Source organism: Prevotella sp. P5-92 (genome assembly GCF_002251245.1).
Classification (GTDB): domain Bacteria; phylum Bacteroidota; class Bacteroidia; order Bacteroidales; family Bacteroidaceae; genus Prevotella.
The window spans coordinates 32,983-58,653 of the sequence record NZ_NPJG01000125.1 but is presented as its reverse complement, the minus strand read 5'-3'; the positions used below and the strand labels follow the sequence as shown (position 1 = coordinate 58,653).

General features: G+C 46.9%; 24 protein-coding genes, 1 tRNA gene and 1 other RNA gene. 8 read left to right on the top strand and 18 right to left on the bottom strand.

What is annotated here, in order from left to right:
• Positions 1–21: 21 nt before the first annotated feature.
• From CIK99_RS13110 to CIK99_RS13095, 4 genes are all read left to right on the top strand, one after another.
• The gene (locus CIK99_RS13110) at positions 22–1,479 is read left to right on the top strand and encodes a hypothetical protein (RefSeq protein ID WP_094381941.1); all 1,458 of its coding nucleotides are present in this window, start codon (positions 22–24) and stop codon (positions 1,477–1,479) included.
• A 94-nt stretch (positions 1,480–1,573) separates the two neighbouring features.
• Positions 1,574–2,368, top strand: a complete 795-nt coding sequence (locus CIK99_RS13105) for a thymidylate synthase (protein ID WP_094381940.1) — start codon at positions 1,574–1,576, stop codon at positions 2,366–2,368.
• 94 nt (positions 2,369–2,462) lie between these two features.
• Entirely contained in the window at positions 2,463–2,948 is a 486-nt protein-coding gene (locus tag CIK99_RS13100; RefSeq protein ID WP_094381939.1) for a dihydrofolate reductase, read from the top strand.
• Positions 2,949–2,974: 26 nt separating this feature from the next.
• Complete coding sequence (locus CIK99_RS13095; protein ID WP_094382058.1) at positions 2,975–3,916, top strand: DMT family transporter; 942 nt, start codon at positions 2,975–2,977, stop codon at positions 3,914–3,916.
• 63 nt (positions 3,917–3,979) lie between these two features.
• Here the strand turns inward: CIK99_RS13095 and CIK99_RS13090 are convergent, their stop codons facing one another.
• From CIK99_RS13090 to CIK99_RS13065, 6 genes are all read right to left on the bottom strand, one after another.
• Entirely contained in the window at positions 3,980–4,465 is a 486-nt protein-coding gene (locus tag CIK99_RS13090; RefSeq protein WP_094381938.1) for an Lrp/AsnC family transcriptional regulator, read from the bottom strand.
• Between the two features lie 110 nt (positions 4,466–4,575).
• A complete protein-coding gene (locus CIK99_RS13085) occupies positions 4,576–5,871 on the bottom strand; it encodes a serine dehydratase subunit alpha family protein (RefSeq protein WP_094381937.1) in 1,296 nt (431 codons plus the stop codon).
• On the bottom strand, positions 5,861–7,894 hold the full coding sequence (locus CIK99_RS13080) for a cytochrome c biogenesis protein CcdA (RefSeq protein ID WP_094381936.1): 2,034 nt from the start codon (positions 7,892–7,894) through the stop codon (positions 5,861–5,863). The genes CIK99_RS13085 and CIK99_RS13080 overlap by 11 nt, the downstream gene beginning before the upstream one ends.
• A gap of 150 nt (positions 7,895–8,044) precedes the next feature.
• Positions 8,045–8,794, bottom strand: coding sequence for an exodeoxyribonuclease III (locus tag CIK99_RS13075; RefSeq protein ID WP_094381935.1), 750 nt, complete (start codon positions 8,792–8,794; stop codon positions 8,045–8,047).
• A 3-nt stretch (positions 8,795–8,797) separates the two neighbouring features.
• Positions 8,798–9,268 (bottom strand): 6,7-dimethyl-8-ribityllumazine synthase, encoded by a 471-nt coding sequence (gene ribH, locus CIK99_RS13070; RefSeq protein WP_094381934.1) that lies wholly within the window; start codon positions 9,266–9,268, stop codon positions 8,798–8,800.
• Positions 9,268–9,945, bottom strand: a complete 678-nt coding sequence (locus CIK99_RS13065; protein ID WP_094381933.1) for a tetratricopeptide repeat protein — start codon at positions 9,943–9,945, stop codon at positions 9,268–9,270. Before CIK99_RS13065 ends, ribH begins: the two co-directional genes overlap by 1 nt.
• Before the next feature lie 147 nt (positions 9,946–10,092).
• Here CIK99_RS13065 and CIK99_RS13060 point away from each other — a divergent pair, with 147 nt between their 5' ends.
• Together CIK99_RS13060 and CIK99_RS13055 are read left to right on the top strand one after the other, a co-directional pair.
• Positions 10,093–11,250, top strand: a complete 1,158-nt coding sequence (locus CIK99_RS13060; protein ID WP_094381932.1) for a DNA replication/repair protein RecF — start codon at positions 10,093–10,095, stop codon at positions 11,248–11,250.
• Complete coding sequence (locus CIK99_RS13055; RefSeq protein WP_094381931.1) at positions 11,250–11,540, top strand: DciA family protein; 291 nt, start codon at positions 11,250–11,252, stop codon at positions 11,538–11,540. Before CIK99_RS13060 ends, CIK99_RS13055 begins: the two co-directional genes overlap by 1 nt.
• A 31-nt stretch (positions 11,541–11,571) precedes the next feature.
• On the opposite strand, the gene CIK99_RS13050 is transcribed toward CIK99_RS13055, so the two are convergent.
• The 11 genes from CIK99_RS13050 to CIK99_RS13000 all read right to left on the bottom strand — a co-directional run bounded on the left by CIK99_RS13050 (position 11,572) and on the right by CIK99_RS13000 (position 22,698).
• Positions 11,572–12,087, bottom strand: coding sequence for a 5-formyltetrahydrofolate cyclo-ligase (locus CIK99_RS13050; RefSeq protein ID WP_254047811.1), 516 nt, complete (start codon positions 12,085–12,087; stop codon positions 11,572–11,574).
• A gap of 5 nt (positions 12,088–12,092) precedes the next feature.
• On the bottom strand, positions 12,093–13,817 hold the full coding sequence (locus tag CIK99_RS13045) for a S41 family peptidase (protein WP_094381930.1): 1,725 nt from the start codon (positions 13,815–13,817) through the stop codon (positions 12,093–12,095).
• Positions 13,807–14,244 carry a dCMP deaminase family protein gene (locus CIK99_RS13040; RefSeq protein WP_094381929.1) on the bottom strand — a complete coding sequence of 146 codons (438 nt, stop codon included), beginning with the start codon at positions 14,242–14,244 and terminating at the stop codon, positions 13,807–13,809. Before CIK99_RS13040 ends, CIK99_RS13045 begins: the two co-directional genes overlap by 11 nt.
• Positions 14,245–14,292: 48 nt before the next feature.
• The gene (locus CIK99_RS13035) at positions 14,293–16,371 is read right to left on the bottom strand and encodes a M3 family metallopeptidase (RefSeq protein ID WP_094381928.1); all 2,079 of its coding nucleotides are present in this window, start codon (positions 16,369–16,371) and stop codon (positions 14,293–14,295) included.
• Between the two features lie 75 nt (positions 16,372–16,446).
• Positions 16,447–17,121, bottom strand: a complete 675-nt coding sequence (locus tag CIK99_RS13030; RefSeq protein ID WP_094381927.1) for a Crp/Fnr family transcriptional regulator — start codon at positions 17,119–17,121, stop codon at positions 16,447–16,449.
• A gap of 30 nt (positions 17,122–17,151) precedes the next feature.
• Positions 17,152–18,168, bottom strand: a complete 1,017-nt coding sequence (locus CIK99_RS13025; protein ID WP_094381926.1) for an FAD:protein FMN transferase — start codon at positions 18,166–18,168, stop codon at positions 17,152–17,154.
• The gene (locus tag CIK99_RS13020; protein ID WP_094381925.1) at positions 18,165–18,854 is read right to left on the bottom strand and encodes a DUF6048 family protein; all 690 of its coding nucleotides are present in this window, start codon (positions 18,852–18,854) and stop codon (positions 18,165–18,167) included. The genes CIK99_RS13025 and CIK99_RS13020 overlap by 4 nt, the downstream gene beginning before the upstream one ends.
• Positions 18,805–19,287, bottom strand: a complete 483-nt coding sequence (locus CIK99_RS13015; RefSeq protein WP_254047810.1) for a DUF6452 family protein — start codon at positions 19,285–19,287, stop codon at positions 18,805–18,807. Before CIK99_RS13015 ends, CIK99_RS13020 begins: the two co-directional genes overlap by 50 nt.
• On the bottom strand, positions 19,275–20,237 hold the full coding sequence (locus tag CIK99_RS13010; RefSeq protein WP_094381924.1) for a glycosyltransferase family 2 protein: 963 nt from the start codon (positions 20,235–20,237) through the stop codon (positions 19,275–19,277). The genes CIK99_RS13015 and CIK99_RS13010 overlap by 13 nt, the downstream gene beginning before the upstream one ends.
• A gap of 24 nt (positions 20,238–20,261) precedes the next feature.
• Positions 20,262–22,133: a tetratricopeptide repeat-containing sensor histidine kinase gene (locus CIK99_RS13005; protein ID WP_094381923.1), complete on the bottom strand. Its 1,872-nt coding sequence runs from the start codon at positions 22,131–22,133 to the stop codon at positions 20,262–20,264.
• Positions 22,134–22,164: 31 nt separating this feature from the next.
• On the bottom strand, positions 22,165–22,698 hold the full coding sequence (locus CIK99_RS13000) for a DUF4199 domain-containing protein (protein WP_094381922.1): 534 nt from the start codon (positions 22,696–22,698) through the stop codon (positions 22,165–22,167).
• A gap of 164 nt (positions 22,699–22,862) precedes the next feature.
• Here CIK99_RS13000 and ffs point away from each other — a divergent pair.
• Positions 22,863–22,961, top strand: an RNA gene (gene ffs / locus CIK99_RS12995) — signal recognition particle sRNA small type.
• A 1-nt stretch (position 22,962) separates the two neighbouring features.
• Positions 22,963–23,036, top strand: a tRNA-Thr gene (locus tag CIK99_RS12990).
• Positions 23,037–23,105: 69 nt separating this feature from the next.
• Here the strand turns inward: CIK99_RS12990 and CIK99_RS12985 are convergent.
• Positions 23,106–25,661 carry an endonuclease MutS2 gene (locus CIK99_RS12985; protein WP_094381921.1) on the bottom strand — a complete coding sequence of 852 codons (2,556 nt, stop codon included), beginning with the start codon at positions 25,659–25,661 and terminating at the stop codon, positions 23,106–23,108.
• Between the last annotated feature and the right edge of the window lie 10 nt (positions 25,662–25,671).

Genomic DNA, 25,671 nt, shown 5'->3' with positions numbered 1-25,671 from the left:
TGCAAGCCAAAAGCGAAAAATATGAAGAACTTGCCCGATGATTTCGTTTCTTACACTCGCAAAGTGATGGGAGAAGAGCGTTTTTCACGCTTTCTTCTGTCGATGGATGAACTCCCGCCTGTCAGCTTGCGTGTGAATAGGATGAAGAATTCTGTCTCAGTGCCTTGTGCCGATATCGTGTCAGGTGCTGATGACAAGCCCAATGTCAATGCAGAAGTCGTGCCATGGTGTCCTGATGGATATTATCTCTCTGAGCGTCCGTCGTTCACGTTCGACCCTTTGCTCCATGCCGGTCATTACTATGTGCAGGAAGCCTCGTCGATGTTTGTAGATAGGGTGTTGCGCCAGTATGTGGATGGTAAGATTGTCATGCTTGACATGTGTGCAGCTCCTGGTGGAAAATCAACTGCCGCCCTTGGTGCCTTGCCAGAAGGTAGTGTGCTCGTAAGCAACGAACCTGTACGACCCCGTGCCAATATCCTTGCGGAGAATCTCACAAAGTGGGGCAGTCCTTGCACAATGGTCACTAATGCTTATCCAGCCGACATAGCTCGTTCAGGAATGATGTTCGATGTGGTATTATGCGATGTGCCTTGTTCGGGCGAAGGTATGTTCCGTAAGGACGATGGAGCTATTGCAGATTGGAGTGTGCAGAACATAGAACACTGTTCGAAGTTGCAACGCGACATTGTGGCTGAGGCATGGAAGGTACTTCGTCCAGGCGGCTTGCTAATTTATTCCACTTGTACGTTCAACTTGCATGAAGATGAGGATAATATCGCTCATTTCATCTCGCAGTATGGTGCCGAACCATTGTCTGTAGATGTCTGTGATGAATGGAATATCACCTCATCGTTGCTTGACGGTTTCGATGTTCCCGTCTATCGTTTCATACCAGGCATCAGCCGTGGCGAGGGATTGTTCCTTGCTGTGTTGAGGAAGTCGGGAGAGGCTGTGGACTATTTACGAAAGACGAGGAAGAAGCCGCGCCTGCGTAATGTTAAGAGATCAGATGTCTTACAGCGTGTGGCAAAGGTATCTGACAAATGGCTTTCCTCCGTTACCGACTTTGTATTTGCCGAGAATGGTGCAGCAATAGTGGCCATGCCCTATACCCTTGAACCTCTGTTTCGCTGTGCCGTGGATGCTAAGATACGCATAGTGAAAGCAGGTGTGGCTGTGGCGGTGGAGAAAGGCAAAGATCTCATACCCGATATTGAGCTGGCTTTATCTTCCGTTCTTGCTCATGATGCTTTTGCCTGCCACGATGTGGACCTTGATACCGCACTTGCCTACCTAAGAAAGGAGGCAATCACTTTGCCACCAGATGCCCCGCGAGGTTTTGTACTTGTTACTTATAAGGGCGCACCTCTTGGCTTTGTGAAGAATATTGGCAATCGTGCGAATAATCTCTATCCGCAGGAGTGGCGCATACTGCGACATGTACCGAAGATGAATCCGTTTTTACCAGACTCGTGACAAACAACTCTCTTATCTTTGCTTATGACAAAGGAATGTAATTTCTTGCAAATCAAATTTTGAATAATATAACAGAATACTTCACAATTCGAAAATGAAACAATATCTCGATCTACTCAAAAGAATACTTGACGAAGGAACCCGTAAGGGCGACCGAACTGGAACAGGAACACTTAGCGTATTTGGTAATCAGATGAGGTTCAACCTCGAGGACGGATTCCCACTTCTCACCACAAAGAAGCTACACTTGAAGTCAATAATCTACGAACTGTTGTGGTTCCTCCGTGGAGATACAAATGTGCGCTATCTGCAAGAACACGGAGTTAGAATATGGAACGAATGGGCTGACACTGAAGGCGAACTCGGTCCTGTATATGGACATCAGTGGCGTTCATGGCCCGACTATAATGGCGGAAACATTGACCAGATAGCAAATGTGGTGAATCAACTAAAACATAATCCAGATTCCCGACGGATGATTGTCTCGGCGTGGAATGTGGCTGAGGTCGATTCCATGGCTTTGCCTCCTTGTCACACGATGTTTCAGTTTTATGTAGCTGACGGCAGACTGTCGCTGCAACTTTACCAGCGCTCGGCAGACACATTTCTCGGTGTACCTTTCAATATTGCAAGCTATGCCCTTCTACTTCAGATGATGGCACAGGTCACAGGCTATCGTCCAGGCGACTTCATTCACACCACAGGTGACACCCATCTCTATCTTAATCATCTCGACCAGGCACGCCTTCAGCTCACACGTACGCCGCGTCAGCTGCCTGTGATGAAGATCAATCCAGACGTGAAGTCGCTTTTCGATTTCCAGTATGAAGACTTCCAACTCGAAGGTTATGACCCATGGCCACATATTAAGGCTGAGGTTGCGGTGTAAGGAGAAATAGAAATCATTTAATGTATAAATCATTTGAATGTATAAAAACGATAGTAAAGTAGAAACAATAACAATTGAAGAATAAAAAAGAATTATGAACATATCGATAATAGCAGCAGTTGCTGCCAATAGGGCCATTGGATTCAGAAACAAACTCATATATTGGCTTCCCGATGACCTGAAACGATTCAAGGCGCTTACCACCGGACACACCATCATCATGGGACGCAACACCTTCGAGTCGTTGCCAAAGGGTGCTTTGCCCAACCGCCGCAACATAGTCCTTTCCACTACCATCACCTCTCTACCAGGATGTGATTGTTACGGTTCGCTCGAAGAGGCTTTAGAGCATTGTAGTGACAACGAGGATATATTTATCATAGGTGGAGCACACGTCTATCGCCAAGCATTGGACATTGCCAACCGTCTTTGTCTCACCGAGGTAAAAGATACCCCCGAAGACGCTGACAGCTTTTTTCCCGACTATAGTCATGGTTGGGTTGAGATCGAACGCACTCATCATTATAAAGATGATCGTCACAGTAATGACTTTGATTTCGTCGATTACGTGCGAAAATAATAATCTATAGAATGCAAACACACAAAATGAAACAGGATAATATTATTGTGATTGAACAGGATAATAGCATTTTTAAGCGTCCTGTATGGGTTGCTGCATTTGCCCTAACGGCAGCGGTAGTATGGGGATTGGCATACCCATTAATAAAACTCGGTTTTTCCGAGTTCCATATCACTCCTTCTATGACAGGGAGCAAGATGCTCTTTGCTGGATTGAGGTTTTTCTTCTGTGGCGTCATAATTCTCTCTGTGGCAAAAGCCACGCATCGAAAGTTTGCTGTCGAAAAATCTTCCGACTGGCTCTTCGTGCTTCTGTTCTCTCTGTTGAACACAACGTTTCATTATGCCTTCTTCTATTTCGGACTCTCTCATAGTGAAGGAGCACGCGCAGCTATCCTCAATTCCATGAGTGTGTTTACTGTAGTAATCCTTGCCTGCATTTTCTTCAAAAGTGACCGTATGACTTCTCGCAAATTTTTCGGTGTGGTCATCGGCATCGCAGGTATTCTTGCACTCAATCTTGGAGGGAAAGACAGTGGACATTTTACGTGGCTTGGAGATGGCATGATAATCCTCAACGCTCTTTGTTCTGCTGTAGCGTCGCTAATGACACGCAGTCTATGTTGTCGTGTTGATGTCTTTGTTGGCACAGGCTATAGTCTCGGATTGGGCGGCGCATTGCTCGTAGTGCCTGGTTTGTTGATGGGCGGTATGTTGCCAGTTGTTACTCTCTATGGAATATTTATTCTTCTCATGCTCATAGCCATTTCCATTATTGGGTTCACACTCTATAATCGTCTTCTGCTTAGTAATCCTATTGGAAAGATCGCAATCTACAATTCCCTCATACCCGTGGTAGGAGCTGTAACTTCTTGTCTTTTTCTTGGAGAGACTTTTTACTCAAAATATATTGTGGCTGCTACACTTGCAACTGTTGGTATCTATATTATCAATTCTCAGAAGAAGTAAAACGACCTATATGACTCGATGTTGAATCATATAGGCCAGAATATCTTTTGATGGAAGCAGACATTAGTCGTCGTCGTCCTCAACGGGGATATCTACCACAGGCAACTGACGGCTAATGGCGGAGTTGAACGAGATGATAGTCTCACTACGCGACAATCCAAGTGGTTGGAGCTTGTCGTGGATGATGTTGAGGAGATGGTGGTTGTTTAGGGCGTAGATCTTTATAAACAAGTCGAAATCGCCCGTTGTATAGTGACACTCCACCACTTCAGGAATATCCTTCAATCGCTTAACTACAGAGTCAAAGTTCTCAGGATTGCGAAGGTTGAGACCTATGAAAGCGCACGTCTCATAACCAATCTTCTCAGGATCGATAATGAATTTGGAGCCTTTGATTATTCCGAGACTATTGAGCTTTTGGATGCGCTGATGGATAGCTGCTCCGCTGACGTTGCATGCTCTTGCCACTTCAAGAAATGGAACTCGTGCGTCCTCTGCTATCATGCGTAATATCTGCTTATCAAGTTTGTCTAATTTTTGAGATGCCATGTTTATTTCTTTTTTATTTGGCTACAAAGGTACTGCTTTTTATTTAAAATACAATGAATTTATTAGCAAAAAATGCGAAAATGATTGAATTTTATTATTTTTCTGCCATATTAGCACTGCCCTTTGTGTGTCATGATATTGAGTACCATGTCATCGGTAGCTCTCATGGCATCTGCACCAATACTTGTGAGATTGTGGATGCTGCGGTCCACATCGTCGTCGATGATGCCTTCTGCACTACTTACACACTTGCCTTCCATTGAGAGAAGGGCTGATAGAATAGCAGTGCTTACGCCTGAAGATATTTTCAGTGCGCAGCTGGGCTTGGCTCCATCGCAGATCATTCCTGTGAGGTTGGCAATCATGTTTTTCACTGAGCGGCAGATATGCTGGTAGTCACCTCCCATGAGATAGGTGATGCCACAGCTGCTGCCTATTGATGCTACCACACAACCGCATAGGGCCGACAATTTGCCTAAGCTTTGTTTAATATATATGGCAGTAAGATGGCTTAGAGTAAGGGCGCGTATGAGCTCTTCCTCAGTGTTCTCGTTCTCATTGGCATATACTGCAACGGGGTTGGTTGCACAGATGCCTTGATTGCCGCTGCCACTATTGCTCATTACAGGGATGAGAGCTCCGCCCATACGGGCGTCGCAAGCCGAAGCTGTGCGTGCAATGATATGTGAAAAAATGCTCTTGCCAAAAATGCCTTGTGCTAGCGGACGGTCGATGGTTTTGCCAAGGTTGTGTCCATAGTTACCAAGTATTGCCTTGCGTGCGGCGTTCATGTTGTATTCCTTGGTTTTGAGGATGAAGCGTATTTCATCGAGTGGGGCAGTGGTGGCAAACTCATGTACCATCTTCATTGAGAGACGTATGTCGTTGTCGTCGCTCTCGCTTGATATAGTATGCTGTTTATCGAGCACTACGCCGTCAGGTGAGCAAACATAAACGAAATTTGTATGACTGCCAGCTATAATGGCACTTGAGGAGCGGCCGTCAGCAGATGTGCAGATAATTTCTACATAAAGTTTCTCGGTGATATCGTCCTTCAGAGATATGTCAATGCGCTTTTCGTTGATATACGTCTTCCCTTCTTCGAGAGTCTCGAGAGTGAGGTCGCGCAACACTTCAAGCTGATATTCCGACTTGCCGATGAGAGCACCCAAGGCTATTGCTATGGGCAGGCCTATCATGCCAGTGCCGGGAATTCCCACACCCATGGCGTTTTTGAGGATATTGGCACTGAGAAGAGCTTTGATTTTTGCGGGACGAGAGCCAAGGGCTTCAGTGGCGCGTGCAGTGGCCAGTGCCACTGCCATAGGCTCTGTGCAACCTATGGCAGGGACTACCTCTTTATTAATCAAAGCGATTATTTGGTTACGTGTTTCTTTATTTTGCATAGTTGTCAAGACCTTTGTTCAGGAAATTGATGTATGCGTTGATATCCTCATCGTAAGAGCGGCTGCCATTGAGTGGCTTGCCTTCGTTGTCAACAAGTACATAGAATGGCTGAGTGTTAGCTCCGAACTTCACACGCTGGAGATAGCTCCACTTGTCGCCTATAGTCCGGAGTGTGCGCTGCTGTCCATTCTCAGTTACAGTCATAGGTTCGCGTAGTGGTGTCTTGTCGTCAACATAGAGTGATATGAGTACATACTTTTCGTTGAGGATTGTAGCCACTTGTGGGTCAGTCCATACGGCAGCTTCCATCTTACGGCAGTTGACGCAGCCGAATCCTGTGAAGTCTATCATTACCGGGCGGCCCTGTTTCTTTGCCATCGCCATACCTTCCTCATAATCGTGTGCCTTAGGTTCTACAGCCGATTTGTGGAGGTTAAAGTCTTGTGTGTTCATTGGTGGAGCGAAGGCGCTGATAGCCTTGAGCGGTGCTCCCCACAGACCTGGTATCATGTATATGGCAAATGCCAGAGAGATCATACCGATGAAGAACTGTGGCACGTTGGTGCGGTGGTCAGGATCGTCGTGTGGGAATTTGAGCCAACCAAAGAGGTAGATGCCCAGCAGGCCGAAGATAACTATCCACAGGCAGAGGAACACCTCGCGGTCGAGTATATGCCAACCGTAAGCAAGGTCAGCTACGGAGAGGAACTTCAGAGCAAATGCAAGTTCAATAAAGCCAAGTACCACCTTTACAACGTTCATCCAACCTCCAGACTTTGGAGCCGACTTAAGAAGGCTTGGAAACATGGCGAAGAGGGTGAATGGGATGGCAAGTGCTATGGCGAAGCCGAGCATGCCTATGGTTGGTGCCAATATGCTGCCCTGTGTAGATACAGCAACAAGCAGAAATCCGATAATGGGTCCTGTGCATGAGAACGATACTAATGTGAGAGTAAAGGCCATAAGGAAAATACTAAGTATGCCGCTTGTATTTTCCGACTTCATGTCTATCTTGTTACTCCATGATGATGGCAATGTGATCTCGAATGCGCCGAAGAACGATGCAGCAAACACTACGAGCAGAAGACAGAAGAAGATATTGAAGATGGCATTGGTAGATAGAGCATTGAGGGCGCTGGCTCCGAAGAGCAAAGTGACCACGAGTCCGAGGACAACATATATTACGACTATCGAGATGCCATAAGTGACAGCCTCACGGATAGCCTTTGAGCGGTCCATGTTACGCTTTAAGAAGAAACTCACGGTCATTGGTATGATGGGCCATACGCATGGTGTGAGTAGAGCAAGGAAACCGCCTGCAAAACCAGCAAGGAAGATGTAGAATAGCGAACTGTCTGTAGGATTCTCTTCATATGCCTTAAGTTCGTTGATTACAGGACGGTATAGATCGCTGTCGTCAGCAATAGCAGTGGTGTTTGCCAACGTGTCGGTCGTGGCCACTGCGGCAGCCGTATCAGCGGGTGTTACATCCACAGCAACATCTTCTTTCTTTTCTTCAGTCTTTTTCTCTTCTGCCTTCACTTCCTCAACGGCATCCTTAGCTACGGCAGGACTCTTTCCTTTGCCGTGGAACTCCACCTCTGATGGTGGCATACAAGTCTCGTCGTTGCATGCTCCATATTCGAGGTAGCCGCTTATTTCGTATTCAGGCTTGACAAACTTAATTTTCTGTATAAAGGTAGCTGTGCCTTCAAAGTAACGAAGCTTCATGCCAAACATGTTGTCGAACTTTGAGACCTCGTTGCCCCTCGGAGTGAGTTTGCCTACGAGTTTTGCGCCTTCGAGTTTTGTGGCAGTGAATGTGGCAGAGATAGGTCCGTCGTTACCAAGGTCGGTGGAATAGACATGCCAACCGGCGTCTATCTTTGCTGAGAAAACGATTTGTGCCTCGTCTCCTTTTAGCATTTCAAGCTTAGAGGAGAACTTCACGGGATCGACCATTTGCGCATTTGCTGCTAACGTTAGTCCCCAAAGAATTAAGAGTGTCAGTACCTTTTTCATTGTTTTTTTTGTTTTATGTTTATAATTATAACAACGTGGGAGAAGTTTTGGACCAGTTTTATTGCAAATATTAACGGAATTAACTTTTTTTATTGTAATCATCGTGGGATATGTGCCAGACAAAAAAGTCTGGCACACCCTCGACGAAGTTTATTCTATAACCAGTTCTACTGGGCAGTGATCGCTACCCAGTATTTCAGTATGTATCTTTGCATCGACTATGCGCTCGTTGAGTCGCTGAGAAGTGACAAAATAGTCAATGCGCCATCCAATATTCTTTTCGCGAGAACGAAAACGATATGACCACCACGAGTAGGTGACTTGTTCAGGATAGAGATGGCGGAAAGTGTCGGTAAAACCGGCCGCAAGCCAAGTGCCAAACTTGCCGCGCTCCTCGTTAGTAAATCCAGGATTGCGACGGTTGCCCTTAGGGTTCTTCAAGTCTATCTCCTGATGAGCCACATTGAGATCGCCGCAGACGATTACAGTTTTTTTTCGGTCAAGTGATTTTACAAAATTGAGAAAATCGTCTTCCCAGCGCATACGATAGTCGAGACGCTTGAGTTCGTCTTGGGAATTGGGAACATAGACGTTGACGAGGAAGAAGTCATCCATCTCAAGTGTAATGACACGCCCCTCGTGGTCGTGCTCGTCAATGCCGATACCATAATTGACGTTGAGAGGAGTGTGTCGGGTGAAAACAGCCGTTCCGGAATATCCCTTTTTATCGGCATAGTTCCAGAACGACTGATATCCTTCAAAGTGCAGGTCAAGTTGTCCAGCCTGCATCTTGGTTTCTTGAATGCAGAAGAAATCGGCGTCGAGCTGACGGAAGATGTCGCTGAAGCCTTTTCCTTCACAGGCCCTGAGGCCGTTTACGTTCCATGATATGAAGCGCATAAATTAGAATTTGGCCATTTTAATAGCTACTACTGCACACTCATCGCCTTTGTTTCCGAGTCGTCCGCCGCTACGGTCTTTTGCCTGCTGTTCGTCGTTGCAGGTGAGAAGTCCATATACGATTGGTGTCTGACTTGTGGCGTTGAGGCGGGCGATGCCTGCCGTCACGCCTTCACAGATATAGTCGAAGTGAGGAGTCTCACCGCGGATGACACATCCGAGGATAATGACTGCGTCGAAACCGTCGTTTAGTGTCATCTGATGAGCACCATAGATAAGCTCGAAACTACCGGGCACGGTCTTTACATGAATATTTTCAGGTATTGCGCCGTGCTTTTCCAGGGTGCTGACGCAGCCGTCAAGTAATGCTCCAGTGATCTCGCTATTCCATTCCGAAACGACGATTCCAAAGCACATGTTGCTCGCATCGGGCACGTTAGCTATGTTGTATTCAGAAAGATTCTTAGTTGCCATTACTTTGATACTCGTTCAATATACTTGTCGATAGACTGGTACTGGAAAGAGTTGAAGTACTTTGTCTTCACCGTCTGGTAGAGCTTGAGAGCCTCGTCAGCCTTACCCTGGCTTTCGAGTATCTCGCCAGCCTGGATGAGGAAGGTGGGGGAGAGGCTGTTGTTGTCTGCCTTCTCAGCTGCGCTCTTGAGGTGGCTTACAGCCTTGTCGAGCTGATTGAGGTGAGCATATACATTACCTAAAGCACCCTCAGCTGCGGGACTGATCATCATGTCGCCCTTAGCATCGAACTTCTCAATGTACTGTGCAGCTTCGTTCCACTTGCCGAGACTTGCATAGCAGAGGCCAGCATAGAGATTGGCGAGGTTGCCTGCGTCGGTGCTGCTGTATTCGCTTGCTATCTTGAGCAATCCTGGGAATGTTGCGCCGTCGCCGTTGAGAGCTTTCTCATACTGCTCCTCCCCAAAGAGCTGCTGACCCTTAGCGAGCACGGTGCTTGCCTTGTCCTCGCGTGGAGCTGAGACATAGTTGTTATACACAATGATACCTGCAATGATTACTACCACTGCGAGGACTCCATAGATGATGGCTTTCTTGTACTTTACGAAGAAAGCTTCTTGGGCGCTGATGGTTTCTTCTACTACCGGTGCACCCTTTGGTTCGTTCATTTTTGCCATTATTTTTTTCGTTATTTTTGTTTTCAAGCGAAATTTCGTGGCAAAATTACAGAATTTCTTGCAGATAGTGAAATTTATCCGCGACTTTTTTTGTTTTTTGGTGAGAAAACACGTAACTTTGCACTAAAAAGGCAGTAAAATAGGCTTATGATTCTCAAAACGCTCACAATTGTCAACTTCAAGAACATCGCAATGTCCTCCATAGAATGGTCGGAAAAAATGAATTGCATAGTAGGGCAAAACGGGGTTGGAAAGACCAATATCCTCGATGCCATATACTATCTTTCGTTTTGTCGAAGCATATCCAATCCCATCGACTCACAGCTTATAAGACATGAGCAACCTTACTTTATGATAGAGGGAAGATACTATACCGACGAAGGCGAACTGGAGGTAGTTACATGTGCGCTGAAAAGAGGTGTGAAAAAGAAGGTGAAACGAAACGACAAAGCTTATGGCAAGATTGCCGATCATATAGGTCTTGTGCCAATCGTGTTTGTGTCACCATCCGACACTTCGCTCATCGATGGTGGCAGTGAAGACAGACGTCGGTTTATGGATATGGTCATATCACAGTACAACCGCAAGTATCTCGATGCCTTGGTGCGTTACGGCAAGGCGTTGCAACAGCGAAACACTCTGCTGAAAGCAGAAGAAGAGCCAGACGGCGCACTCATGGACATCCTCGAGATGCAGATGGCTGAGGAGGGTGAGGTCATATACGAGGCAAGAAAGGATTTCGTGGAGAGACTAATGCCAGTATTTCTACACTATCAGCACATTATTGCTTCGGAAAAAGATAAAGTGGGACTGACCTATACATCCCACTGCCAGCGTGGGCCGCTGCTTGAAGTTATAAGACGTGACAGGGCGAAAGACAGAGTGATTGGATATTCGTTGCACGGAATCCATAAGGATGACCTCGATTTCACCATCGACGGAAGGCCCTTGAAGAAAGAGGGCAGCCAGGGACAGAATAAGACGTTTGTCATTGCACTGAAACTGGCTCAGTTTGATTTCCTAAAGCGTACAGCCTCAATGACTACTCCTATACTGTTGCTTGATGATATCTTCGACAAGCTCGACTCCGAACGTGTAGCGAGGATAGTTGATATCGTGTTAGGTGATGATTTCGGACAAACCTTCATTACAGATACCGATAGAAGTCATCTGGAACGAATACTGAAAAGCTATAGTTATGATTACAGGATATTCAGCGTTGCAGCTGGTGAGGTGAAGATGATAGCCGAGCAATATAAGGCGGAACAGAACTTGACCGAGAGCAGAAAGGAGAAGATGGAATAATGTTTCAAAGAGAAGTAAAGAACATACGCGACCTGGTGATGCAGAACCTGCGCATCAATGGTCTTGAGACGCCGCTTCAACAGAAAAGGCTTGTTGAGGCATGGCCTGAGGTAGTTGGTGAAGAAGTTGCACGATACTCTTTTAACGTGTATATACAAAACCAGACGCTTTTCGTGCATCTTTCCAGTGCCGCATTGCGCCATGAGTTGATGATAAGACGATACGAGTATGTGCGTATGCTTAATCAATATGTCGGTGCAGATATCATTGTCGATATAAGGTTTTGCTAATAGTCGAAATCCTTGTCGATATAAGGTTTTATTAATACTGTATCACCTCGTTCATCCTTATATCAGTGGTATCGGACGGGATGGAGTCAAACATCTGGAAACCGAAGCATACACCTATTTTATATATATAAGGAGGTAGGAGAGAAAGAAAACGGTCGTAGTAGCCCTTGCCTCGCCCCAACCGGTTGCCTGAAGTATCGAAAGCCATGCCAGGTATGACGGCAAGGTCGATAGACGCATAGTCAGTGAAGCTACGTCCAGTAGGTTCCATGATGTGGAATGCTCCTTCGACAAGGTCTTGCTCTTTTTTATAAACCCTTAGTTCCATCGTCGTCTCTCCTGTCACTTTAGGAAGCAACACCATTTTTCCCTCAGCCAGCGAATGACTTAGAAGGAGCGAGGTGTCAACCTCGTCGGGAAGTGAAGCGTAGAGCATTATGGTGGAAGCTTCTCGGTATCGTTGGGAAGTAATGATACGTTGGTTTCCAGCAAGCGAGAGCTCTTTCAGCTGCAGCCTTGAGAACTCCCGTTTGCGTTGTCTTACCATTTGCCTTAACTCATTCTTACTTTGCATGTTGACTTTGTGTTAACCATTGGACCATGGTAGTCGAAAGGGACTGGGATAGAGGCTGTTGTCTTTGCCTTGTCATTCGCTGACGGCTTTTTGGGGAAAGCCTGTCCGAGTCGGAATATCTCGATAGTCTTCTCTATCGTAGGGTCGTCCTGGTTGAGATATTGAGTCCATTCGTCTTCATTGAGGATGTTATAAACGATGCGGCTTACCACATATCGTTCGAGCAGCGTGTGCGACTTCTTTATCATAAGGTTGCGACGTCTAATACCGTTTTTGTCGGCATAAGAAGCAAACTGTTCTACTATGTTTTGCTTTTTGAGATAAGTCACCATTTCCTTCATATCCTTGAATGAAGAGAGTTTTGAGCGGTTCTCGTCAGTATATTCGAAGGCAAACTGCAGTATGAGTCCCGACATGGCTGCTTCCTTATAATAAGAAGTGATGCCGAGTGTGTCTTCGGGAACGAAGATATCGGGAGTGATGCCGCCACCTCCATATACTGCACGACCATTATTGGTGTGATAAGTCTTGCCAGTATGTTTTATGCTGTCTTGCGAGAAGTATTCGCCGTGCTGGTATCTGTTAAGCAAGTCTTCCTCATAGTCTTTGTCCGAACCAGAGGTGTAAGGCTTCTGTATGCAGCGTCCCGAAGGAGAGTAATATCGGGCGGTAGTTAGGCGTATCATCGAGCCGTCCTTGAAAGCCAATGGCTTCTGTACCAGTCCTTTGCCAAATGAGCGTCGGCCAATTATTGTGCCTCGGTCGTTGTCTTGGATGGCTCCAGCAAGAATCTCAGATGCCGATGCCGACACCTCGTCGATAAGTATTACCAGAGGGATATGCTGATAGCTGCCCTTGCCGTCGCTATGGAAGTCCTGTCGTGGAGAGTGTCGTCCTTCCATATACACGATGAGTCGGTTTTTGGGCAGGAACTCGTTGGCTATCTGTACTGCTGATGCCATAAATCCTCCAAGGTTGCCGCGGAGGTCAATGACGAGGTTCTGAAGGTCGTTTTGCGACAACTGTGCCAATGAGATGAGTAGTTCGGGATATGTGTTTTCCGCAAACTTCTTAATCTTTATATATCCAGTGTTGTCGTTGAGCATATAAGTGGCAGAGATGCTCTTTTGCGGGATGTCGCCGCGTGTCACTGTTACATAGCGCACTTTCTTAGCTTTGTATCCCAGCAGTCCCAGCTTCACCTTTGTATCTTTTGGACCCTTGAGGCGTCGCATGGACTCGGTGGTTGTGACTATCTTGCCGACGAAAGGTTTTCCGTCGATGCTGACAATTTTGTCGCCCGCAATCACTCCAGCACGTTCGGCAGGCCCATTGTTTATGACGTTTTGTACGTGAATGGTGTCGCGTCGAATGGTGAACTCAATTCCGACGCCGGAGAACGAGCTGCTCAGGTCGTCGTTGGCCGACTGAACGTCCTTAGCTCCGATATACACAGAGTGAGGGTCGAGTTCCGACAAGATCTGCGGCATAGCTTTTTCCACCAGTTCGTTGATATCTACGGTGTCAACATACTGGTCGTCGATGATATGTAGCAGGTTATTGAGTTTGTTGCCGCTGGTATTAATGATGTTCAGCCTGTTACCTGAGAAGTGGTTGGCATAGAAAGTACCAATCAGTATTCCAACCACGACGCAGATGGCCATGAAGAGAGGCATGAGCCTGTTGGTTTTGTTACGATACATTGTCTTCTATATTTTTATATTCAACTTCAATATTGGCTTGTTTGAGCAGGCGTATGCCGTCGTCGAGGCGGTAGTTTCGGGCATAAACCACCCGCTTGATGCCAGCCTGTATGATCAGTTTCGAGCACTCTATACAAGGAGCATCGGTGACATAAAGCGTCGCTCCGTCACTATTGTTTGAGCTTCGAGCCAGTTTGGTGATGGCGTTTGCCTCGGCATGCAGTACGTATGGCAACGTCACATTGTTTTCCTCGCATACATTGTCGAATCCGCTCGGAGTGCCATTGTATCCGTCGCTGATTATCATCTGGTCTTTTACCACGAGGGCTCCCACCTGTCTGCGTTTGCAGTAGCTGTTCTCTGCCCAAATCTTTGCCATCCGCAGGTATCGGATGTCGAGTTTCTGTTGCTTGTCGTCCATTAGCATGCTGTATTTTTGGGGTGTGTTGTCTGTTCTTCTGTGACGGTAGTCGCATTATTTGATACCGTTTCTCTTTAGCAAGGCTTTTATCGACGGTTCTTTCTTTCTAAAGCGCTTGTAGAGAATCATGGGATGCTCTGTGCCGCCTCGTGAAAGAATCTCGTCACGGAAGCTTTGCGCCACCTGCTTATTGAAAATTCCTTTTTGCTTGAATAAGTGGAAGGCGTCGGCGTCTAATACTTCCGCCCATTTGTAGCTATAATATCCTGCTGCATATCCGCCAGCCATGATATGGCTGAACTGTACGGTCATGCAGGTGTTGTAGCGCCCGAAGCCAGGCTTCAGTTCTGTCGGCAGCCCTGCATTAAGTTCTATGTGCCTAATGTCGTCAGTAGGTTCGAGTGGTTCGGTGCGAGTGTAGAACGCCATGTCAATCAATCCGAATCTCACTTGTCGCAGGCAACTCATCGCAACGTTGAAGTTGCGGCTTCGAGCCACTCGTCTAATAAGTTCCTTCGGCATGGGTTCGCCTGTCTGATAGTGGAAGGCGAAGGTCTGCAGGAAGTCTTTTTCTATGGCATAGTTTTCCATGAACTGTGATGGTAGTTCGACGAAGTCCCACATGACATTTGTTCCACTGAGGCTTTCGAAACGCGAGTTGGCGAAGATTCCGTGTAGTGCGTGTCCGAATTCATGAAGGAAAGTCTCCACTTCTCCGAGGGTCAACAAGGCCGGTTTTTCTGCTGTCGGTTTGGTGAAGTTCATTACGAGGCTTACGTGTGGTCTGTGGTTCTTTCCCTTGTCGTCAATCCATTGTCCTTGGTATTCAGTCATCCATGCTCCTGATTGCTTGCCTTTGCGTGGGTGGAAGTCGGCGTAGAGCACGGCGAGAAAAGAGCCGTCATTGTCAAACACCTCATATGCTTTCACATCTTCGTGATAGACAGGTATTTCCGCATTTTCCTTGAATGTGATGCCATAGAGTCGTGTAGCGAGTCCGAAGACACCGTTGATGACGTTGTTAAGTTCGAGATACGGTCTGAGCATCTCTGCATCGATATTATATTTCTTGAGTTTGAGGATGTGAGAAAAGTAAGGAGTGTCCCATGGTTCCACTCTATCGAGTTTCTCTTCGCCTTTTCTTGCTTTCAGCGCTTGTTCCGTTATGTTGTTCTGCTCTTTTATTGCCGTGGGTTTATATGCGTCTATGAGTTCGTGCAGCAGTTTATACACCTTGCGCTTGTTTGTTGCCATGCGCTGTTCGAGAACATAGTCTGCATAGCACTTATATCCGAGCAGTTGTGCTATTTCCAGTCTCAGGTTTACTATTCTCCGGCATACATCCTGGTTGTCCTCAGCGTTGCCATGGTAGCAGATGGTGTTTTTCTCGAGATACATCTTTTTGCGTAGTTCGCGCCGTGTGGAGTAGGTGATGAATGGACTATAGCTTGGGAAGTCGAGTGTGAATACCCATCCCTCCATACCTCTTTCACGCGCTTCTTGTCGAGCTGCTTCACGAGCCGATTCTGGCAGTCCGTCAAGATCTGCCTCATCAGTAATGTGAAGTGTAAATGCCTTTGTGTCTTTTAGCAGGTTCTGCGAGAACTGCAGCGAGAGCATGCTTGCCTCCTCGGTGAGTTGTCTTAGCCTATCCTTTCCTTTCTCGTCAAGCAGTGCTCCGCTTCTTACAAATCCTTTGTACTCGTCGTCGAGGAGTTTTTTCTCTTCTTTCGTGAGTATGCGATGGTATCGGTGTACATATTTCACGCGTTCGAATAGTTTCTCGTTCAGCCTTATGTCGTTAGCGTGCTTTGTGAGCATGGGTTGTATTTTTTGTGCCAGGGCGTCCATCTCGTCGTTGGTGTTGGCACTTAGCATGTTGAAGAACACTGTTGATACGCGTGAGAGCAGGTCGTAATAGTCTTCCTTTCCTTCCTCTTTATAGACGATAGTATTGTCGAAAGAGGGGCGGTCTGGATTGTTGATGATTTTCTCGAGTTGCTCGTCTTCTCTTCTGATGCCCTCGATGAAGGCTTCCTCATAGTCGGAGAGGGAGATGCGGTCAAACGGCACCGTTTCGTGCGGCGTGTTATATGGTTCGAAGAACGGATTCTTGTGATTCATGTCTGTCATTTTGTTGTTATCTGTTTTTAACGTGCAAAATTAGAAAAAAAAATGCACTTTTGACCTATTATAAGTAATTTTTAACTATAATGTTCCAAATCTCTCGATAAAAGGCACTGTTATCCGTCCTCTTGTGAGCGTTAACAGTCCTTCTTCCTGCATTTTGTTAAGTTCTACTGACACGTCGAGACGGCTGACGTTTATTTCCCTTGCCAGTCGTGTCATCAATATTTTGAACACCTTATGTCCGGCTGGACGCAGACAGTGTGTGGTCATGAAGTTGACGAGTCTTGCCCTGTCATTGTCGTCTGTTGATAGCCATTGTTGTCGCGTCGTCTTTTGTGTCATTGTAGCGATGAAGTTTAGATAGTTTATGCGTATTACTTCAAATTTCTGCATGACAAGTCCAAACTCCTTTTTGCTTATTGAGATAAAATTACATCTCGTGGTGGCAGTGAAACCTGTAGTGTATCGTCTTGACAGTCCGAAAAGCAGTTCCGGTTGTAGCATATAGGGAGAGTTGAATATCTCGACCACCTTATATCCACCGTCTGCAGAGTTTGTTGTTGCTTCTATCTGTCCTCCCACGAGCATCATTATTTTGTCGCATACGTCTCCTGCCTTGACAACGACATTATGTGCTTCGAGTCTTGAGAAATCGAGTCTGGTATATGCTACGAGTTGTAGTATGTCGTTGTGGCTCAAACCATTAAACAAGGGGAATTGGAGTAGTTTGTCGTATATCTGTAGTTCGGGCATTGTTTCCCTCCTTCCTTTTTTACCACTATATTATTCCGTTATCTTTCCTTTTAGTGAAGGCGAGCACCATGTCTGGATTATGCCGTCCTTGTCGGCAAAGATGATGTAAGCCATCAGTTCTGGATGTCGTTCCAACAGTTTCTGTGCCTTTTCCATGCCCATCACCATAAATGCAGTAGCGTATGCGTCAGCAGTGGCGCAGTTGTTGGCTATGACTGTTGCTGAAAGGATGCTGTGCTGTACGGGATATCCAGTTTTCGGGTCGATGGTATGAGCGTATTTCTTTCCTCCATGATAGTAGAAGTTTCGGTAGTTTCCGCTTGTAGCCATTGCCTTGTCTGTGACATTGATGATGCATTGTATCTCCTGTGACAGCGAGAGTGAGTCGTCGATAGGTTTTGTGACACCTATTTTCCAAGGCATTCTCTTTTGGCTTATGCCTTTTGTCACAATTTCGCCGCCTATTTCCACCATGTAGTTTTTCACTCCATGTCGTTCGAGCATAGCTGCCACAGCGTCGCTGCCGTATCCTTTGGCTATTGAACTGCAGTCGAGCATTACTCGAGGGTCGGTCTTTGTCACGCGTAGGTCGTTGAGGCTCACCTTCTTGTATCCTATTATGGTTTTCAGACTGTCAATGTCGTGGCGTGAAGGGTGTTTGCCACTCTTGAATCCGAATCCCCATGCATTCACCAATGGTGCCACCGTGATGTCGAAAGCACCGTCAGTGTCTTCCGAGATTTTTTCTGCCATCAGGAAGACGTCGGCAAACATCTTATTTACCGTCATATTGCGGTTTTCGTTCACTGCCGTTATCACCGACTGCTTGTTGAAGGGCGAGAGAGCTTCATCCACTTTCTGTAGTTCCTTTTTTATACTCGTATGAAGGCTTGAGTCTGCCTGATATGTTATGCTGTAAGTGGTACCAAACACCATGCCCTTATCGTTATGGTAAGGCGTGATGTTCTGGTTGCGGATAATGAGAATTGTGCCCACTATTAGCAGTATGAGGAACGGCAGTTGCCAAATGAGTCTTTTCTTGTTCATATATCAATGATCACATTAAAGTTTGCACCTATGCGTGTGTCGCCGTATTTTCCGTATCCAGGTATATACCAAGTCTTTCCAGCGCTGCAATCCTTGTGAGAGAGTCGTCGCTTGTATCTGATGTTCCATCCTAAGTGAAGCGGTCCGGCTATTTTTGCGTCGAGACCCAGCACGATTTCCGCCCAGTGTTGGTTGCAGCTCTCGCCGGTTATGGAGAACGCCGTCGGTGTGCCCCAGACGGGATCGTCAATCTCTGGCCGAGACATATCCACTTTGTAGGAAGTGAAGGCATAGCGTATGCCTCCATAGATACGGTTTGGCGCATGTTTGTTTTTCAGCAGGTTCAAGTCGCATCCAAGACGGAAGTATGGCGCTTTGGTTGCGTAATATATCTGTGTCACCTCGTCGTTGTGTTCAGCCTCGCCGTATCCTACCTCTACTACGGGGAAATACTGGTCGTGGAGGTTCAGTCTCAGTGCTCCTTCTATCTCACCATAGTCGCTGAGCGACTTAGCTATCGGTCCGGCAATATCTACCGATACAGCGAAGCCCCGGAACAGAGGGATGGAGTCTTTTTGGAAAGCGAAAAGCTTTCCTTGTGCTTGTATGGCGGTGGCAGTGGCGAGAAGTGCGAGACTACATGCCAGTCTTGAAATAAATGCGGAAATGTTCTGTGTTAGAGTCATAATCGATTCTTCTTTTATTGACGTATATCGAGTCGATGCCGTGGCGTGTGTGTGTGATTTCTGTCACGTCGTGGAAATACACCAGATTGCAATCTACCGATTCGAATTGTGGCAAGTTGGTTTTCTCCATCCACACGGTGTCGGTCACCGCATATCCGTTGCCTTTTCTTTCGAAGGTGAATGTGTCGCACTCGTTGGTAAGGCTGACGGGCAGTGTGAAGTCAGAGGTCTCGACGCTTTTGTTGAGCAGTATGGAGTCGGTGCCATTTGCGATGCGTGTGGCTATTGTCAGCGTATCGGTGAGTGTCATTTGTGTGTTGTCGGAGTTAGACAGTTTATAGACCACCGCTACCCTGTTATCTACGGGGCAATCCACCGAGGTGCATGCTCCAAAAAGGATAATCGCGAATATGCTCCCTATCAGTTTTCGCATCTTATCTCCTCCTCAATTTGGTAGTCGTTGCGTGCCGACGAAGAGCGGCTGATGAGGTCGCCCACGAAACCCGTGAGAAACAGTTGTGTTCCTATCATCATCATAGTCAATGAGATATAGAAATAGGGCGAGTCGGTGACAAGCCGTTGCTGTATGCCGTGTGCGAGGCACCACAGCTTGTCGGCTCCGAGAATGAATGCCGAGATGAATCCTATGAGGAACATGATTGTGCCGAGGAATCCGAATACGTGCATCGGTTTCTTGCCGAAGTTGCTCAGGAACCACAGTGTGATTAGATCGAGATAGCCGTTGAAGAAGCGGTTAAGTCCAAACTTCGAAGTGCCGTACTTGCGTGCTTGGTGGTGAACAACCTTCTCGCCTATCTTGTCAAATCCCGCGTTCTTTGCCAGGTATGGGATATAGCGGTGCATCTCTCCATACACCTCAATGTTTTTCACCACTTCACTGCGATATGCCTTAAGTCCGCAGTTGAAGTCGTGTAGGTTTTTTATTCCGCTTATCTTACGTGCCGTAGCGTTGAAGAGCTTTGTGGGTATGGTCTTTGACAGCGGGTCGTAGCGTTTTTGCTTGTATCCCGACACGAGGTCGTAGCCGTCTTCGGTGACCATCTTGTATAGTTCAGGTATCTCGTCGGGCGAGTCCTGAAGGTCGGCGTCCATGGTTATCACCACTTTGCCTTTTGCCTCTTTGAATCCACAGTACAGAGCTGGGCTTTTCCCGTAGTTGCGGCGGAACTTTATTCCTTTCACGTTTTCCGACTCTTTCGAGAGGCGTTGGATCACTTCCCACGAGGTATCTGTGGAACCGTCGTTGACGAATATCACTTCAAAAGAATAGTTGTGTGCCTTCATCACTCGCTCTATCCATGCGTAAAGTTCTGGCAACGACTCTTCCTCATTATACAGAGGTACGATTACTGATATATCCATTTTTTTTGTTTTCTTGTTTTTCAATTATTTACTATGTTGTATAGGCAGTCGCATCACCACTCTGCATCCGTTGGTGTAACCTTGATCAATATAGACAAGTCCGCCTAATCTTGTTATCAGCGCTCGGCAAAGGGCGAGTCCCATGCCTGTTCCTGGAACGAATTGGTCTATTTTCGTGAAGTGTTCGAACACCCATTCCTGTTTATCTTTCGGAATGCCGCATCCAGTGTCGGTGACAGCGAGGACCATGATGCCATAGTCGTATTTCGTCACGACTCTTATTGTTCCTTTTTTGGTGAATTTAGTAGCGTTGTCGAGAACCAATCCAAGTGCTCTAAGGAGTATCGTCCGGTCTGTCCTTATCGTGAATCCCGCCTCGCGAGCGAGATAGCTTGTGTTCACCTCCGGCGATAGTTTGTGCTTAATGTTGTCCAAAGCGTCGTTCACCATTTCGTCGATGTTCACGTCTTCGTACTGTGGCGACAGTGTGTCGATATCGGCCGTTTCGAGTATCACGTCGATGATGCTTGTCAACTGTTGTCCCTGCTGTATGATGACGTCTGTCATAGTCTTGAGGTTGTCATCGTTCTGAGTCTTTGCAGACAGTAGTTGCGAGAATCCGATGATGCCGTTGAGCGGAGTGCGTATCTCGTGTTTCATGCTTTTTATGAACGATGTCTTCACGTCGAGAGCCCTTTTTGTTTCCTCGTATGCCTTTGTGATGTCGTCCTTCGCCTTCTTTTGTTGTTGTCTTGCCTTGTTGAGTGTGGCGACGAGTACTGCGAGCAGTATGGTGAGCAGCAGTATTCCGGCAATGAAGACATATGCGAAGTCGAGTTTCTCCTTGTTGAGTTCGTTTTCCAGTTTGCCCACCTCATATTCTTTCATTTGCCGTTCATATTGAACCATGAGGTTGTTGATATGGTTGGAGTTTTTCTCATTCGACACGCTGTCGGCATAACTGTTGGAGAGTTTGTAATATTTCAGGGCGTCCTTGTGTCGTCCGTTGATTTCATACACTTTGTATTTCAGCTCGTATACCCTTCCTTCGTGTTCCAGTGACTTGATGGCTTTTGCGGTCATCTCGGCTTCATTGATGAAGGGCATGGCGCGTTGTGGTGTTTTGTTGTTGACATACATCTGTGCCAGCGAGAGGCACGATTCCAGTGCATGCCATCTGTCGCCCTCGTCTTTCATCAGTTTGTATGCTTTTTCATATTCTTCAGCGGCCTTTTCCAGTTTGCCATTCTTCTCATAAAGGTTTCCTATGTGAGTGTGGCAGAGCGATATGCCCAAGGTGGATTTCGCCTTTTTGTTAAGCACCATCGAGAGGTTGTAATAATGTAGTGCTGAGTCGTTCTTGTTTTTCATCTGGAAGATACTTCCCAGGTTGGCGTAGTTTATTGCCATTCCCACCTCGCTGTCGAGCATTGTCTCACCTTTCAGTGCGCGTCTGAAGATACTGTCAGCCGCGTCGAGCCGGTTCATGATGAGCAGGATGTTGCCGATGCCGTTGAGCGACACCACCTCGTTTTTCATGGATACCGTGTCGTTTCTGTCGCTGTATTTGCTGGTCAGTTCCATGGCTTGGTAATAGAACGATGAGGCCTCGTTGAGTATTCCGAGGCGGCGGTAGTCTGTACCGATGTTGTTCAAGGCTTGCACTATTTCGAGCGTGTCCTTTGCCTCTTTGGCTATCGCGAGTCCACGTCGGTGTATATCCAGCGCTTCGAGGAAGCGGCTTGAGTTTCTCAGCTCCTTTCCGTATTGTCGGCAGTGTATGATGCTGTCTTTGCTGACATTCTTCCCTTTCACCTCCGTCGTGTCGTTGGTGCAGCAGGAGAGAATCATAGCCAGCGCTCCTATTGCGAATATTATGAAAAAGTGTAGTCGCATCAGTTTTATATCAGTTATATTGCATTCTAACTCAATTCTTCATCTTTTTTATCACTGCGGCGACTGGCAGGCTCAGCAGTATGCCTATGGTGATGTTCATCGTCATGATGTTAAGAGCTATCATTATCGGAGAGGTCTGTGCCAATTCATTTATGCTGTCCATAGCCTGTTTGAAGCTCACTCCATAGGCCTTGAGCATTGTCTGTGCTTCGCTTGTTGACAGTATGCTTGTATATTGGCGCAGGATGAATCCGTTGTCGAGAAAGGCAAAATAAGCATATTGTGCCATTGCGAAGAGTGTCGAGGCATAGAAAAACATCAGCATATAGTATGCCATGGAACGCAGGAAAGAGATCTCTCCGTCCCTTATCTCGTCTCGGAATTTTCGCAGTCGTCTTGCCGCATAAAAGGGGCTGAGCATTGTCGCTACGGAGCCTATTGTGCTGATCCAGGGGTGGTTCATGCCAATGATATAGCAAGCGAAACACATTATCCAAAGCATACCTAAGTAAGCTCCATCCACGCGGGCGAAGGCACGCAGTTGAACATATTCTTGTGAAGTCATTGTCGTAATACCTTATTTATATAATTTCAGAGTACAAAGGTACAAAAAAAATACGATATCGCGTGAGGTTTTTCAGAAAAAAGAAGAAAAAACACAATTTTATCGGGATTTGTTTGGAGATTAGGAAAAATTTGTGTACCTTTGCACCCGCAAAACTAAGACATGGGTAAGTCTTGCACGGCCAGCTCCCTTCGAATCCTCCAGGACGGGAACGTAGCAAAGGTAGTTGGTTGTAGCGGCGCGATGTAAGTAGCTTGCCCACCCGCCTCTTTAGCTCAGTTGGCCAGAGCACGTGATTTGTAATCTCGGGGTCGTTGGTTCGAATCCGACAAGAGGCTCACGATGAAAGAAAAAGGAACTCCTTTTGGGGTTCCTTTTTTTTCGTGTTTTATTCTGTTTTTCGCTGTCTATTCCAGTTCCACTACGGTTATTCCTGCCCCGCCAAACTGTACATGTTCGTCTCGGAACGACTTTACGTTTGGTACCGAGGCGAGGTATTGCCGTATTATCTGTCGCAGTGCTCCGGTGCCAGTGCCATGTAGGATGCGCACTCGGCTCATGCCTACCAGGATGGCATCGTCGATGAAATACATCACGGCGTTTAGGGCCTCGTCTCCGCGCATTCCACGAACGTCGATGTCCTGTTTGAAGTTGAGTTTGCGCGAGTCTATGGCAGAGCGAGTCTGCTGGCTCACGGCGAAGCCCAGTTGTTGTTTACGGTCTTCGTTTTTATCTACAGAGGTGTTGGCTTTAGCCTTTTCGAGTCGTTCGAGTCTCATTTTTGTCCTCATGTCGCCGAAGACAATTGTTGCCATTTTTCCGTCGGTGGATTCGATTTTTCCCACTGTGGTAAGGCCTTTTATTCTTACCGTGTCGCCCTTTTCGAATTCCTCTTTCTGCGGTTTCCCGGCTGTGAGTTGTTCGAATAGTGTCGGTTTCTTTTCCTGCGTGTTGCCTTCGTTCTTTAGCTTTTCTTCCTTGCGTTTCTTCTTTCGTTCGTGGCGTTCTTGTATCTGTTTCATCTTCCGCTCTATCATCTCGTCGGAAGAATCCTTTCCTCCAGCTTCGCGCACTCCGTCTTCAAAAGCCTTCAGCTCTTCGCGAATACGTTTAGTAGCCTCTTTCTCAGCCTGTTGTTCTCTGATTTCTCTAATGGCGTTTTCTATCCGTTTGTTTCCTTCGCGGAAGATGTCCTCTGCCTGCTCTTTCGCCCGGCGTATTATCTCCTTTCGGCTGCGTTCCAGCTCTTGCAGTTCGTGTTCGTAGTGAGCTATTTTCTGTTCGAGCGTCTTTTCGTGTTGGTGTATAGTCTGTCGTTTTCCTTCCCAGTATCGTTTGTCGCGCACTATGTCTTGCAGGTATTTGTCGCTTTGGATATATTCGCTTCCCACTATTTCCGATGCGTCGGCGATTACCTCCTCAGGTATTCCCGTCTTCCTTGCAATTTCTATGGCGAACGACGAGCCAGGCTGTCCTATTGCCAGTTGGAACAGTGCCCTCATCTCGTGTCGGTCGTAGAGCATGGCACCGTTAATCACTCCCTGGTTGCTGTCGGCGAAATGCTTGAGGTTCTGGTAGTGGGTGGTGATTATGCCGTAAGCCTTTTTCTTGCAGAACTGTTTGAGTACGCTTTCGGCTATGGCTCCGCCGATATTTGGTTCGGTACCGCCTCCAAACTCGTCTATTAGCAGGAGAGTCTTTCCGTTGGCCTGTCTCATCATGTTCTTCATGTTCATAAGGTGGCTTGAGTATGTGCTGAGGTCGTCGGCTATGCTCTGTTCGTCTCCGATATCTATCATGATATTGGCAAACACGCCGGCCTTCGATCTCTCGCTCATAGGTACTGAGATGCCGCATTGCAACATGTATTGCACCAGTCCCACCGTTTTCAGGCATACCGACTTGCCACCGGCGTTCGGTCCCGATATTATCAGTATTCGTTTCTCGTCGGTGAGAGTGATTTCCAGTGGCACCACGGTCTTTCCCTGTTTGTTCAGCGAACGTTCCAGGAGCGGATGGCGAGCCTCTATCCAGTCTATATGCGGACGTCGTTCCACCGTGGGCTCGATGGCTTTCATCTCCTTTGCCGTTTCCGCTTTCGCGCGTACATAATCTATATTACCCATAAACACATACGAGTGCAGTATCTCCTTTACGTAAGGTCTTATCTCCGTCGATATGGCAGTGAGTATTCTGATTATCTCCCTTCTCTCTTCAGCCTCCAGTTCCCTCACCTTGTTGTTTGCTTCCACCACTTCCGCTGGTTCTACAAACACCGTTTTTCCCGTTGCCGACTCGTCGTGTACAATGCCTTTAATTTTCTTTTTCAATGCCGGAGCGACGGGTATTACGAGTCGGCCGTCCCTCATCGTGGGGGCGACGTCCTTATCCACGAGTCCGTCGCTTTGGGCGGCACGCAGAATGCTGTTTAAGGTGCGTGAGATGCTCCCTTCTGTTCGGGCCAGCTCTTGTCTCACGTTGAAGAGATGGTCGGAGGCATTATCCTTTATTCGTCCGAACTTGTCAAGTATTCGGTCAATGCTCCTTATGATGTTTGGGAAAGTCTGTACGTCGTCTGTCATCCTTGCGAGGGCGGGGTAGGGAAACGAAGTGTCTTCGTCGCCTTCTGTCCGCCTCAGGAATCTCACCATCTGTTCTATGGTCTCCATCGATCGTCGCAAGTCAAACAGTTCTGCTTCCTCCAGGTGAGTGCCTTCGAGTCTTATTCTTGCCACCGATTCTCTTACGTCGAAGAAGAAGTTCAGAGGGAAGTCGTCATGTTCTTCCGTCAACCGTCTGAACTCCCTTGTCTGAGCCAGTCTTTCGTTTATCTCATCTATGTCTGCCGACACCATGGTGGCGTCGTTTTTCTCTTTCCCCATGTTAGAGAGGCAATGGCTTCTTATTATTGTTCTTATCTCGTCGAAGCCTATTTTGCTTTCAAAATTCTTTGGATAAATCATGGTGCAAAAT

What these genes read in the sequence shown, in the direction of transcription:
- CIK99_RS13110 (WP_094381941.1), top strand. Translation starts at nt 22, where the DNA reads ATGAAGAACTTGCCCGATGATTTCGTTTCTTACACTCGCAAAGTGATG.
- CIK99_RS13105 (WP_094381940.1), top strand. Translation starts at nt 1,574, where the DNA reads ATGAAACAATATCTCGATCTACTCAAAAGAATACTTGACGAAGGAACC.
- CIK99_RS13100 (WP_094381939.1), top strand. Translation starts at nt 2,463, where the DNA reads ATGAACATATCGATAATAGCAGCAGTTGCTGCCAATAGGGCCATTGGA.
- CIK99_RS13095 (WP_094382058.1), top strand. Translation starts at nt 2,975, where the DNA reads ATGAAACAGGATAATATTATTGTGATTGAACAGGATAATAGCATTTTT.
- CIK99_RS13090 (WP_094381938.1), bottom strand. Translation starts at nt 4,465, where the DNA reads ATGGCATCTCAAAAATTAGACAAACTTGATAAGCAGATATTACGCATG.
- CIK99_RS13085 (WP_094381937.1), bottom strand. Translation starts at nt 5,871, where the DNA reads ATGCAAAATAAAGAAACACGTAACCAAATAATCGCTTTGATTAATAAA.
- CIK99_RS13080 (WP_094381936.1), bottom strand. Translation starts at nt 7,894, where the DNA reads ATGAAAAAGGTACTGACACTCTTAATTCTTTGGGGACTAACGTTAGCA.
- CIK99_RS13075 (WP_094381935.1), bottom strand. Translation starts at nt 8,794, where the DNA reads ATGCGCTTCATATCATGGAACGTAAACGGCCTCAGGGCCTGTGAAGGA.
- ribH (WP_094381934.1), bottom strand. Translation starts at nt 9,268, where the DNA reads ATGGCAACTAAGAATCTTTCTGAATACAACATAGCTAACGTGCCCGAT.
- CIK99_RS13065 (WP_094381933.1), bottom strand. Translation starts at nt 9,945, where the DNA reads ATGGCAAAAATGAACGAACCAAAGGGTGCACCGGTAGTAGAAGAAACC.
- CIK99_RS13060 (WP_094381932.1), top strand. Translation starts at nt 10,093, where the DNA reads ATGATTCTCAAAACGCTCACAATTGTCAACTTCAAGAACATCGCAATG.
- CIK99_RS13055 (WP_094381931.1), top strand. Translation starts at nt 11,250, where the DNA reads ATGTTTCAAAGAGAAGTAAAGAACATACGCGACCTGGTGATGCAGAAC.
- CIK99_RS13050 (WP_254047811.1), bottom strand. Translation starts at nt 12,087, where the DNA reads ATGGTAAGACAACGCAAACGGGAGTTCTCAAGGCTGCAGCTGAAAGAG.
- CIK99_RS13045 (WP_094381930.1), bottom strand. Translation starts at nt 13,817, where the DNA reads ATGTATCGTAACAAAACCAACAGGCTCATGCCTCTCTTCATGGCCATC.
- CIK99_RS13040 (WP_094381929.1), bottom strand. Translation starts at nt 14,244, where the DNA reads ATGCTAATGGACGACAAGCAACAGAAACTCGACATCCGATACCTGCGG.
- CIK99_RS13035 (WP_094381928.1), bottom strand. Translation starts at nt 16,371, where the DNA reads ATGACAGACATGAATCACAAGAATCCGTTCTTCGAACCATATAACACG.
- CIK99_RS13030 (WP_094381927.1), bottom strand. Translation starts at nt 17,121, where the DNA reads ATGCCCGAACTACAGATATACGACAAACTACTCCAATTCCCCTTGTTT.
- CIK99_RS13025 (WP_094381926.1), bottom strand. Translation starts at nt 18,168, where the DNA reads ATGAACAAGAAAAGACTCATTTGGCAACTGCCGTTCCTCATACTGCTA.
- CIK99_RS13020 (WP_094381925.1), bottom strand. Translation starts at nt 18,854, where the DNA reads ATGACTCTAACACAGAACATTTCCGCATTTATTTCAAGACTGGCATGT.
- CIK99_RS13015 (WP_254047810.1), bottom strand. Translation starts at nt 19,287, where the DNA reads ATGCGAAAACTGATAGGGAGCATATTCGCGATTATCCTTTTTGGAGCA.
- CIK99_RS13010 (WP_094381924.1), bottom strand. Translation starts at nt 20,237, where the DNA reads ATGGATATATCAGTAATCGTACCTCTGTATAATGAGGAAGAGTCGTTG.
- CIK99_RS13005 (WP_094381923.1), bottom strand. Translation starts at nt 22,133, where the DNA reads ATGCGACTACACTTTTTCATAATATTCGCAATAGGAGCGCTGGCTATG.
- CIK99_RS13000 (WP_094381922.1), bottom strand. Translation starts at nt 22,698, where the DNA reads ATGACTTCACAAGAATATGTTCAACTGCGTGCCTTCGCCCGCGTGGAT.
- CIK99_RS12985 (WP_094381921.1), bottom strand. Translation starts at nt 25,661, where the DNA reads ATGATTTATCCAAAGAATTTTGAAAGCAAAATAGGCTTCGACGAGATA.